This is a genomic window from Actinophytocola sp. (genome assembly GCF_050699915.1).
In the GTDB taxonomy this organism is placed as follows: domain Bacteria; phylum Actinomycetota; class Actinomycetes; order Mycobacteriales; family Pseudonocardiaceae; genus Actinophytocola.
On record NZ_JBOHGA010000219.1, the window covers coordinates 1 to 10,102 of the forward strand.

Annotated in this window: 10 protein-coding genes; 1 reads left to right on the forward strand and 9 read right to left on the reverse strand. The window is 73.1% G+C overall.

Annotation, left to right across the window (positions count from 1 at the left end; genetic code table 11):
• From ACRDSK_RS27580 to ACRDSK_RS27595, 4 genes are all read right to left on the reverse strand, one after another.
• On the reverse strand, window positions 1-370 hold a 370-nt coding region (locus tag ACRDSK_RS27580), incomplete at its 3' end, for a maleylpyruvate isomerase N-terminal domain-containing protein (protein ID WP_431444246.1).
• A gap of 63 nt (window positions 371-433) precedes the next feature.
• Window positions 434-1,420 carry a nucleoside hydrolase gene (locus ACRDSK_RS27585; RefSeq protein WP_431444247.1) on the reverse strand — a complete coding sequence of 329 codons (987 nt, stop codon included), beginning with the start codon at window positions 1,418-1,420 and terminating at the stop codon, window positions 434-436.
• Entirely contained in the window at window positions 1,417-3,498 is a 2,082-nt protein-coding gene (gene ligA, locus ACRDSK_RS27590; protein ID WP_431444248.1) for an NAD-dependent DNA ligase LigA, read from the reverse strand. The genes ACRDSK_RS27585 and ligA overlap by 4 nt, the downstream gene beginning before the upstream one ends.
• Before the next feature lie 10 nt (window positions 3,499-3,508).
• Window positions 3,509-3,826, reverse strand: coding sequence for a DUF6235 family protein (locus tag ACRDSK_RS27595; RefSeq protein WP_431444250.1), 318 nt, complete (start codon window positions 3,824-3,826; stop codon window positions 3,509-3,511).
• Between the two features lie 119 nt (window positions 3,827-3,945).
• Here ACRDSK_RS27595 and ACRDSK_RS27600 point away from each other — a divergent pair, with 119 nt between their 5' ends.
• Entirely contained in the window at window positions 3,946-4,671 is a 726-nt protein-coding gene (locus ACRDSK_RS27600) for a TetR/AcrR family transcriptional regulator (RefSeq protein ID WP_431444251.1), read from the forward strand.
• Here ACRDSK_RS27600 and ACRDSK_RS27605 read toward each other — a convergent pair.
• The 5 genes from ACRDSK_RS27605 to ACRDSK_RS27625 form a co-directional block, all read right to left on the reverse strand.
• Complete coding sequence (locus tag ACRDSK_RS27605; RefSeq protein ID WP_431444252.1) at window positions 4,631-5,350, reverse strand: maleylpyruvate isomerase family mycothiol-dependent enzyme; 720 nt, start codon at window positions 5,348-5,350, stop codon at window positions 4,631-4,633. The genes ACRDSK_RS27600 and ACRDSK_RS27605 overlap by 41 nt on opposite strands.
• An 18-nt stretch (window positions 5,351-5,368) precedes the next feature.
• The gene (locus tag ACRDSK_RS27610; RefSeq protein ID WP_431444253.1) at window positions 5,369-6,415 is read right to left on the reverse strand and encodes an NAD-dependent epimerase/dehydratase family protein; all 1,047 of its coding nucleotides are present in this window, start codon (window positions 6,413-6,415) and stop codon (window positions 5,369-5,371) included.
• Window positions 6,416-6,431: 16 nt separating this feature from the next.
• Window positions 6,432-6,905: a flavin reductase family protein gene (locus ACRDSK_RS27615; protein ID WP_431444256.1), complete on the reverse strand. Its 474-nt coding sequence runs from the start codon at window positions 6,903-6,905 to the stop codon at window positions 6,432-6,434.
• A 92-nt stretch (window positions 6,906-6,997) separates the two neighbouring features.
• Window positions 6,998-7,456, reverse strand: coding sequence for an acyl-CoA thioesterase (locus ACRDSK_RS27620; RefSeq protein ID WP_431444254.1), 459 nt, complete (start codon window positions 7,454-7,456; stop codon window positions 6,998-7,000).
• A gap of 5 nt (window positions 7,457-7,461) precedes the next feature.
• The coding region (locus tag ACRDSK_RS27625) for an SDR family NAD(P)-dependent oxidoreductase (RefSeq protein WP_431444255.1) at window positions 7,462-10,102 on the reverse strand (2,641 nt) is incomplete at its 5' end.

Consider the following 10,102-nt stretch of genomic DNA (forward strand, 5'->3'; position numbering starts at 1 on the left):
GGACGAGCCAGGGCACGGGGCGGTCCGGCGGCGCGGCGGCGAGCGCCTTGATCGCGGCGTCGCGCTCGACCCGCCACCGGCCGCGCAGCACCTCGGGCGGGTCGTGGCGGAACTCCTCGAGCGCCCCGTTGACGACGGCCTCGAAGTTCTGCGCGGAGACCTCGGCGGTCATCGCCTGGAAGGTCTGCGCGTCGGATGCCGCGGTCCCGGCGAGCCGGAAGATGAAGGCGAGGTGCGCGACCTGGTCGGTGACCGTCCACCCGGGAGCGGGCGTCGGGCGCTGCCAGTCCTGTTCGGACAGACCGTCGAGCAGCTGGTCGACCTCGGCGGCTTCGGCGGTCAGGTCGGCGATCACGTCCCGCTGAGTCACGCGCTTGTCCTCTCGCCCGGGTGGTGTGCTCCTCCCAGGATGGCCGGGCGGGGAGGTGGTGTCTTATCGCGCGATGCCGTGCCCGCTCCAGGCCGGCTGGACCGGATCCGCCAGCCGCGCCAGCATCAGGTCGACCACGCGGGCCGCGTCGACGTCGACACACACCGATACCGTCGGGCGGCCCTGCCACGCGGCCGGAGTGGAGTCGTCGGTGTCGCCGAGGCTGGGCCAGGTCTTGCCGCGGCTGAAGCCCTGGGTCTCCACGCGCAGCGGCCACTCCGACACGGTGAACATCGTCGGGTCGATCAGGTAGGCGACCGCGCTCGGGTCGTGCACGTACATGCCGTCCAACCCGTTGGTGTGCTCGAAGAAGGCCCGGTACCGCGGCAGCGCCCGGGCGAGGTGGCGGCCGGCCGGCGTGGGCGCAGCGGTGATCCGGTCGATGTCCGCGCCCCGGAGGTTGACCTTGTGCGTCACGTCCAGGCCGACCATCGTCACCGGCCAGCGGGCGCCGAACACGATGTCCGCCGCCTCCGGGTCGTTGTGCATGTTCGCCTCGGCCGCCGGGGTCGCGTTGCCCGGCACCAGGGCGTTGCCGCCCATCACGACCACCCGCTCGACCAGAGTGTCCAGGTCCGGGCGCAGCCGCAGGGCCAGCGCCAGGTTCGTCAGCGGGCCCACCGCCAGGATCGTCAGCTCACCCGGGCTCGCCGCGGCCGTGCAACACAGGAACTCCGCGGCACTGGCCGCCACGGGCGAACCGGTCGGCTCCGGCAGCGGCCCACCGTCGCCCATGCCGTCCACTCCGTGCACCTGGGGCACCGGTCCGAGGTAGGGCGAGGCGATCGGGTCGGCGGCGCCGCGGGCCACCGGGACGTCCGCTCGCCCGGCGACGTCCAGCAGCACCAAGGCGTTGCGCGTCGCGACGTCGACCGCGCAGTTGCCGAACACCGTCGTCAGGCCCACCAGCTCCAGCTCCGGCGAGGCCGCGGCGAGCAGGATGGCGAGGGCGTCGTCGACCCCAGGGTCGGTGTCGATCACCACCTTCACGACGTGTGCTCCGCCAGCAGCGCGGCGAACTCCTCGGCCGGCATGGTCGCGACGCCGAGGTCGACCGCCTTGGTGGCCTTCGAGCCCGCGCCCTCGCCGACCACGACCAGATCGGTCTTGGCCGACACCGACCGCGACGCCGTGCCGCCGAGCCGTTCCACCGCCTCGTTGCCCTCCGTCCGCGTCAGGCCGGGAACCGCCCCGGTGACGACCACCCGCATCGGCGTGCCGTCCGGGCGCCGCAGGGGAAGCGCCGCCGGCACGTCGGCCGGGACAGCCGCGGCAGGCTCGGTCATGTTGACCCCGCGGGCCATCAGCTTCTCGATCACCGGCCGGTAGTCGGCGAGCTCCGCGGCGATCGTCACCGCGCGCTCCGGACCCACACCCTCGACCCGCTGCAGGTCCTCGACGGAGGCCTCGAGCAGCGCCGCCATCGTGCCGAACGAGCGAGCCAGGCGCCGGCACATCGCGCGCCCGGCCATCCGCATCCCCAGCGCGGTGAGCACCTTCGACAGCGGCCGGCCCTTCGCGCCCTGGATGCTCGCGACGAGCTTGCCCGCGGACACCTCGCCCATCCGGTCCAGCCCGACGAGCGTCGGCACGTCGAGGTCGAACAGGTCCGCCGGATCGGCCACCAGTCCCACGCTGACGACCTGGTCGATGATCTTGTCGCCGAGGTGCTCGATGTCCATCGCGTCGCGGGTGGCGAAGTAGTGCAGCGTCTGGCGCGCCCCGCAGACGCGGCCCTGCACGCACCGCCACCTCTTCTGCGAGCGGTCGATCTCGCCGCCGCACCGCGGGCACGCCGTCGGCGGCTCGAAGGGCACCGAGGTGGCGGGCCGCTGGTCCAGCAGCGCCCCGGTGATCTCCGGGATCACGTCGCCCGCGCGGTGCACGAACACCGTGTCGCCCACCCGGACGTTGCGGCGCACGAGGTCCCCGAAGTTGTGCAGGGTGGCCGAGGTGACCGTGACCCCGCTGATCACCACCGGCTCGAGCACCGCCACCGGGGTGATCACGCCCGTCCGTCCCACCTGGACGTCGATGCCCAGCAGCGTCGTGGTCCGGGTGTCGGTCGGGAACTTGTAGGAGATGCCCCACCGCGGCGCCCGGCTGGACGAGCCGGCGGTCTCGCGGTCGGCCGGGCTGTCGGCCTTGACGACCGCACCGTCCACTCCGTACCCGAGGGTGAGGCGCAGCTCGGTGAGCCGGGCGACGGCCGCGACCACGTCGTCCACGGTGGTGCACGTGGTGAGCTGGTCCTGCGTGGTCGCCACGCCGAGCCGGGCCAGCTCGGCGATCGCCCCGGAGTGCGGCAGGTCCAGTCCCCGCACGGCGTAGGCGAGGAACGACAGCGGCGCCGCGTAGACCCGCTGGTCGGCCCGCAGCGTGCCGGCCGCGGCGCTGCGCGGGTGTGCGAAGGCCGGCTCGCCGTGCGCCACGCGCAGCTCGTTGGCGACCGCGAAGTCGGCCTCGGTCATGAAGACCTCGCCGCGCACCTCGAGCGTCACCTGGTCGGCGAGCCGGTCGGGCAGGCCGGCCGCGCGCCGGGCGATGCGGGTGACGTTCTCACCGGAGACGCCGTCGCCGCGGGTGGCGACCAGCGTCAGCCGGCCGTCGAGGTAGCGGGCCGCGATGGCGAGCCCGTCGATCTTGGGCTCGACCGTGTACCCGGCCGCCGGGCGGCCGAGCAGCTTGTCCAGCCGGGCGGCCCACCTGCGCAGGTCCTCCTCGCCGAACACGTTGTCCAGGCCCAGCATCGGCTCGCTGTGCACCACGTCGCCGCCGATCGGCACGCCGGCGGCGACGGTCTCGGTCGGCGAGCGCTCGACCCTCCACTCGGGACGGACGGTCTCGGTGGCGGCCACCCGGGCGAGCAGCGCGTCGTAGGTCGCGTCGTCCATCAGCACGTCGGCGCCCTGGTAGTACGCCACCGCCGCGGCTCGCAGCTCCGCGATCGCGGTGGCGTAGCCCTCGATGGCGTCGAACGGCACAGCCCGCGCCGGATCGACGACGACATCGATCGCGGCATCGACGGCGACCGTGGGTGCGCTGCCCGGGTCCAGGGTGTCGACCATGCTCAGCAGGTTACGACTCGCCGTGCTCGGCTGGCGAGCTTCCAGGCTGCCCGATGTGCACGATGCCGAACGAGTCGAAGCAGTTGACCCGGATCTTGACCATCAGGTCGTCCTTGACGATCACGAACAGCTCGTTGGGCCGCTGGAAGTCGTCGATGATGCGGTACCGGCGGAACAGCGACCCGTCCTGCATCGCGAACAGCGCCTGGTAGACCGCGTTCTTCCGGGACTGGCCGGCCGTCTGCGACCACTCGTCGAGGACGTCCAGGCCGGTCTCCAGTCGGAACTTGGTGCGGGAGATCGTGCCGCGCTCAGTGTTCTCATTCATGTCGCTGCGCCTATCTGACCGGGGGAAGTTAATCCATAACACCGTTGTTACTACCAAAGATAGCCGCGTTATGTAACACTGTCAAGGTGAGTCCGAGACGACGTGATCCTGAAGCACGTATGGAGTTGATCCACATCGCCGCCCGGCTGCTGGCCGAGGAGGGGCCGGAGTCGATGTCGACCCGGCGGATCGCCACGGAGGCCGGTACCTCGACGATGGCGGTCTACACCCACTTCGGCAGCATGAGCGGGCTGGTCCGCGAGATCGTGCACGAGGGGTTCGCCAGACTGGCGAGCAACTTCGACCGCATCACCTGGACCGACGACCCGGTGGCGGATCTGGCGCTGTTCGGGCGTGCCTACCGGCACACGGCGGTGTCCAACGCACACCTCTACTCGGTGATGTTCGGCGGCCTGTCACTGGCCGGCTTCGAGCTCTCCGAGGAGGACCGCCAGTTCGGGCGGTACACGATGGTGCGGGTGGTGGAGTGCGCGGCGCGCTGCATCGCCGCCGGCCGGTTCACCGCGACCGACGAGATGCTGACCGCGCACCACATGTGGCTGGGCATGCACGGGCTGGTGACGCTGGAGCTCGGCGACTACCTCATCGAGCCGTGCGACGCGGACCGCTGCTTCGAGTCGCAGCTGGTCACGCTGATGGTGGGTGAGGGCGACGACGCGGCGGCGGCTACCGAGTCGGTGCGCGCGTCGGTGGACCGGTTCGCGGCCGAGGTGCTGGCCGAGCCCGCGCCGGAACCGGAGGACGAGCCGGAGCCGGATAGCGAACTGGAGCCAGACAAGAAGGTCAGGAAGCGGTCGGCTCGACGGGAGACTCGGGTGGGCTGAACGGGCCCCAGGCGAACGCCGGCAGCCACCGGTGCGAGTCGCGGTCCCAGTCCAGGCCGGTGATCTGTGCGTGCGTGCGCCTGCCGGCGAGTGAGCGGTACAGGTCGTAGCGGTCCGCGGTGACCGTGGCCGCCGCCTCGCCCTCGCCGACCGTCCACTGCGTGCTCCCGGTGGACATCCGCACCGCGGGCAGGGCGTGCGCGCCGACCCCGGCCGCGAACCCGGTGGCCAGCACCTCGAACGCGCCGGCGAACGCCGGGTGGTCGCCGGGCAGCGGCGCCCCGACGGCGTAGCGGATGTCCAGCTCGTGGGTGAAGGCGTCGGTCACCAGCAGGTTGCCGGCCCGGCCGGTGCGCTCGGACAGCAGCAGGTCGACCTCGCCGCCGAGCCGGTCCCACGCCTCCAGGAGCTCGGCCACGCCCATGTCCGCGGAGGCGGACGGGTGCGCCGCCGGCCAGCCCGACATCCGGCCGATGGCCAGCGCCGCCGAACCGGTCAGGTGGGCGAGCAGGTCCCGCAGTGTCCACTCGGGACAGGCGGGCACGACGGGGTCGTCCTGTTCGCGTGCGGCAGACAGCAGCTCGACCACGTTGCGCCGCACCTGGTGGTACGACTCGTGGCTGGGCGCCCTCGTGCCGCGTAACGTCGGCCGGCCGATCTCGCGCAGGCTGGTGTCCATGGACCGTACCCCCAGTGTCTACAGTGGAACGTCGGCGTGCCGGCGCGCGGCCGGGCCGGCGGCGCGCTCGGTGACATAGCCGGCCCGGTGCAGCCAGGCGACCGTGTCGGCGAAGGTCTGGGTGACCGGGCGCGGTGCCAGGCCGCCGGTCGGGGCCGTCTCGCTGACCCGGGTGGCGCAGGCGCAGGTGTAGATCGCACCGTGCTCGACCGGGATGTGTCGGGGCCAGGACCGCTGCACCAGCCCGGCGAGCCGGCCGACCGGCAGCAGGGCACGGGCCGGCAGGTGGACCGCGGGCAGCGCGCGCCCGGTGACCTCGCGCAGCGCGCGCAGGTACTGCCGGGTCGTGAGGTAGCGCCCGGGACCGAACACGCGGTCCGGCCCGGCGCCGGTGGCGAGCCACGCGTGCACGGCCGCGGTGTCGCGGACGTCGCCGAGCGGGAACCCGCCCAGCGGCCAGATCGGCGTCAGCCCGCGCAGCACGTCGCGCAGCCGGCCGGTCTGGTCGCCGAGCCTGGGGTCGTGCGGGCCGAGCAGCGCCGGCGGGTAGCTGATCGCCACCGGCGCGCCGTCGGCCTGGTGACGGCGGGCGACCCGTTCGGCGGCGGCCTTGCTGGCGAGGTAGGGCTCGCGCGCCCGGCCGACCGGCGAGCCGGGCTCGAGTGGTCTGCTGTTCAGTGTGGACAGTGGGTCGAACAGTGCCGCCACGCTCGACACGTGCACGATCCGCGCCACGTCCGCCCGGCGCGCGTGCGCGAGCACCACCTCGGTGCCGAGCTCGTTGGTGCGCGCCATATCCGCGCGCCGGCGTGGGTCGAAGGTGTACACCGCGGCGGCGTGCAGCACGGTGTCCGCGCCGCGCACCGCCCGGGCCACGCTCGCCTCGTCCAGCACGTCGCCGCGGACCACGTCGACCGCGCCCGGCGGGATGCCGAGCGGCGCCAGCGTCGGCTCCACTGTGGACTCGTCGCGGACGAGCAGCCGGACGCGGTGGCCGCGCCGCAGGATCGAGGCGACCGAGTGGGCGCCGACGAACCCCGTGCCGCCCGTCACGCACACGAGCATGAAGACTCCTCGGTTCTCAGGCGCTGCGCGCCGCCGGCGGTGTGCCGTGGTGGTGGAACCCGCCGCCGACGAACAGCAGCGCCTGCCCGCCGCCGCGGCTGGCGCTCTGCACGTTGCCGAGGAAGATCGAGTGGTCGCCGCCCTCGTACACCTCGGCCAGGTCGCACTCGAGCCACGCCAGCGACCCGACCAGCAACGGCACCCCGGTGCGCCGTCCGGGGAACCAGTCCACCCGTTCGAACTGGGCCATGCCCTGTTCCCGGCCTCGGCTCGCGAAGTAGCGCGCCACGTGCTCCTGCTCGGTGCTCAGCACGGACACGCCGAAGCTGCGCGCGTCCAGGATCGCGTCGTGCATGCGTGCCGTGCGGGCCACGCAGCACAGCACCATCGGCGGGTCGAGCGAGACCGAGGTGAACGCGTTCGCGGTCATCCCGTGAGCCAGCCGGCCGCGCGCGGTCAGCACGGTGATCCCGGTGGCGAACTGGGCCATCACGTCCCGCAGTGCCCGCCCGGCGGTCTCCTGCTCCTGCCCGGTTCGCAGGACGGCCACCTGACTACCGGCGCTGGGCGGCCGCCCGGCGTTCACAACGCCTTCCCGGCGAGCACCTCCGGCCGCTCGCTGAACGGCACGAGTGCCGTGCGCAGCGTCGCGGGCACCCGGGCCGGCACGGTGTCGGTGTTCGGCCCGCGCATGCACGCGATCCGCTGTCGGCCCCGCGCCACCAGGTGCTCGAGCCCGTCCTCGTCGATCTTCACGTAGTCGAAGCTGAACTGGATCTGCGTCTGCGTCAGCTCCTCCAGCCGCATCCGCACGGACAGCTCGTCGAACGCGGTGATCTCCGCGAAGAACTCGCACTCGACCTTCAGCGTGAACAGCTTCAGGTCCTGCTGCAGCTCGACCAGCACCTCCGGGGCCTTCTCCTTGAGGAACATCTCCCGGCACCGTCCCTGCCAGCGCAGGTAGTTCACGTAGTAGACGTTGCCGACGAGGTTGGTCTCCTCGAACCCCACGGTGTGGCGGATCTCGTAGTACCCAGCCATTTGATTCAGCTCTCCTCTCCCGACAGCACGGCGAAGACCACCTCGTCGGGGACGTCGTTGACCGTCGTCACCCACGTCGCTATTCGGGCGTTGCCGTCCGACAGCACGACCCAGCCCTCCGGCTCGATCCGGTCCAGCGTGAGCGCGTTCGCGGTCACCCCGGCCTTGCGCAGGCACTCCAGCGCGCTCCACACGCGGGTGGCGGCGACCGAGGCCGACTCGCCGGTCTCGGTCGCGACCAGGTCCCGCACGGCCAGCTGCTGGTCGCCGAGCAGAGTCGCCCAGTCCTCGAAGTCCCGTTCGAGCACGACCTCGACGTCGCAGGAGAGCGTGCCCGCCCCGGTGACGACCAGCGTCAGGCCCGCCCCGTGGGACGCGGACACCGTGCCGCCCTCGATCTCCGGCCGGCCGTCGGGGCGGTAGCGCACCCCGGCCCGGCGGCCCAGCGCCCGGCTCGCCGCGAGCTCGGTCTGCGCGCGCCGGTCGGCGGCCTCGACCAGACCGGTCGCCGGGTTGGGCTCCACCACGACGGTTCTGCTGCCGCCGAGCACCTTCTCCGCTCCACGCTCCACATAGGACCCGAGCAGAGCCGGCACCCACGGGCCGGCGCCGCCCTTCTTGCGCACCGCCCGCAGCGACAGGCCTTCCCAGCGTTCCACCACGGTGCCGTCCGGCGTGAGCACGTCGACGTCGTAGATGTAGGAGTCGCCGTCCTGGAGGCGTTCCCGCGCGTCCATCACGACGTACTCGGTGTCCTGGTCGACCGGGTCCGCGAGGTAGAGCCGGTCGATGCCCTGCGGCAGCAGCGTCGCGTCGGGCACGCAGCACTGGATCGAGTGCATCACCGCGTCGCGCGTGCCGGGGTCGGCCAGCACCCGCTCCTGGGAGAGGAACGCGGCGAACCACGGCGCCGGGGTCGTGGTGGACAGCTCCGCCACCGCGTGCCGCGCGCTCGCCTTGCGGTAGGCCAGCAGCCGCTGGAACCGCTTGCCCTGGAACAGCACCCCGCCGTACAGGTCCGCGACCGGGTCCACCGCCACGGCCGGCAGGCCGGTGTCGATGGTGCCCGTCGCGACCGGGGTCGCCGGCCGCGGGAAGCGCAGCTCCGCGCGGAAGTGGTCGGTGCTGAACCCGGTCTCCTCGCTGCGGATCGCGACCGACACCTTCCGCGCGTCCCGGGCGAGCGCGACCAGCCGAACGGTGGTCGAGCCGCCGGGTCGCACCACGATCGGGCGCAGGAACTCGACGTCCTCCAGCAGCGGTGGCACCGGGTGTCCGGTCAGCGCGGTGGCCACCTGGGTCATCGCCTCCATGCCGATCACCGCGGGGAACAGCAGGTCCCCCTCGAGCAGGTGGTCGGCGAGGTACGGGTCGCTGCCCGAGGTCAGGTCGGCCTCGGTGACCAGCTCGACGCCCGGGTAGTGGACCTGCACCCGGTCGATGAACCGGGTCAGCGGCAGCTCCTCGCGGTCCAGCGTCAGCGTGGGCAGCCCGGCCACCCGGCCGCTGACCACCAGCACCGGCCCGGCCGACGGGTCGGCCAGCACCCGGCGCAGCACCGCGAGCCCATTGTCGAGCGAGATCGGCGTGATGCCCTCGCGCATCAGGGCCTCTACCACGCCGAGCTTCTCGCCCATGCCGGCGCCGGACCAGACCGACCACTCCAGCGCGAGCGCGCGGGCGTTCGGGTGCTCCTCGCCGAAGCGCACGGTCAGCTCGGTCATCCAGTCGTTCGCGGTCGAGTAGTGCGCCTCGCCGCGCAGGCCGGCCCGGCCGATGATGCTGCCGAACGTGACCAGCAGCTTGATCCGGTCCTCGTCGACCGCCGCGAGCACCGCCCGCAGGCCGTCGATCTTCGGCGCCAGCGTCTGGCGGACCTGCTCCTCGGTGAGCGAGGCGAGCGCGCCCGGCTCGTTGCGGCCCGCGCCGTGCAGCACGGCGGTGACCGGGCCGAGGTCGGCCTCGATCCGCTCGACGGCGGCCCGGACCTGCTCGGCGGAGGTGACGTCGGCGCGCTCGTAGCGCACGTCGATGCCGGCCGCCGCCATCCGCTCGATGTTGGTGGTGACCTCCTCGTCCGCGGTCGGGTCCGCGCGGCCGAGCAGCGCCAGCTTCGCGCCCGAGTCGGCCGCCATGGCCAGTGCGCACTCCGCGGTGATGCCCTTGGCGCCACCGGTCACCAGCAGCACGTCGCCGGCGGCCAGCGGGGTGGCCATGGCGGACGCGGTGGACGGGTCGATGTCGGGCAGCGCGCGGAGCACCGGAACGGTCCGGGTGCCGTCCGCGGTGTAGCGGACCTCGCTGTAGCCGATCGTCGTGGCGACGTCGCCGACCACGCGGTTGACCGTCGCCTCGATGTCCTCCGGGCGGGCCGGTGAGGCGTCGGCCAGGCCGATCACGGTCGTCGGGATCGCCGGGTGCTCCAGGTGCAGCGTGCGCGCCAGGCCGGAGCCGCCGAGGTCCTGCTGGACCACGACGAACCGGGTGTCGGCGCCTGCCTCGATCGCCTGCTTGGCGGCCCGCAGGAACAGCTCCACGTGCGGCTCGCCGCTGGCCGGCAGGCACAGCAGCACGCCGTCCCCGACGCCGGCGTCGACCAGCGCCGCGCGCAGCCGCTCGGCGAGCGGGTGGCCGGCGGGCGCGACC

What these genes read in the sequence shown, in the direction of transcription:
- ligA (WP_431444248.1), bottom strand. Translation starts at nt 3,498, where the DNA reads ATGGTCGACACCCTGGACCCGGGCAGCGCACCCACGGTCGCCGTCGAT.
- ACRDSK_RS27605 (WP_431444252.1), bottom strand. Translation starts at nt 5,350, where the DNA reads ATGGACACCAGCCTGCGCGAGATCGGCCGGCCGACGTTACGCGGCACG.
- ACRDSK_RS27620 (WP_431444254.1), bottom strand. Translation starts at nt 7,456, where the DNA reads ATGGCTGGGTACTACGAGATCCGCCACACCGTGGGGTTCGAGGAGACC.
- ACRDSK_RS27600 (WP_431444251.1), top strand. Translation starts at nt 3,946, where the DNA reads ATGGAGTTGATCCACATCGCCGCCCGGCTGCTGGCCGAGGAGGGGCCG.
- ACRDSK_RS27610 (WP_431444253.1), bottom strand. Translation starts at nt 6,415, where the DNA reads ATGCTCGTGTGCGTGACGGGCGGCACGGGGTTCGTCGGCGCCCACTCG.
- ACRDSK_RS27615 (WP_431444256.1), bottom strand. Translation starts at nt 6,905, where the DNA reads ATGGCCCAGTTCGCCACCGGGATCACCGTGCTGACCGCGCGCGGCCGG.
- ACRDSK_RS27595 (WP_431444250.1), bottom strand. Translation starts at nt 3,826, where the DNA reads ATGAATGAGAACACTGAGCGCGGCACGATCTCCCGCACCAAGTTCCGA.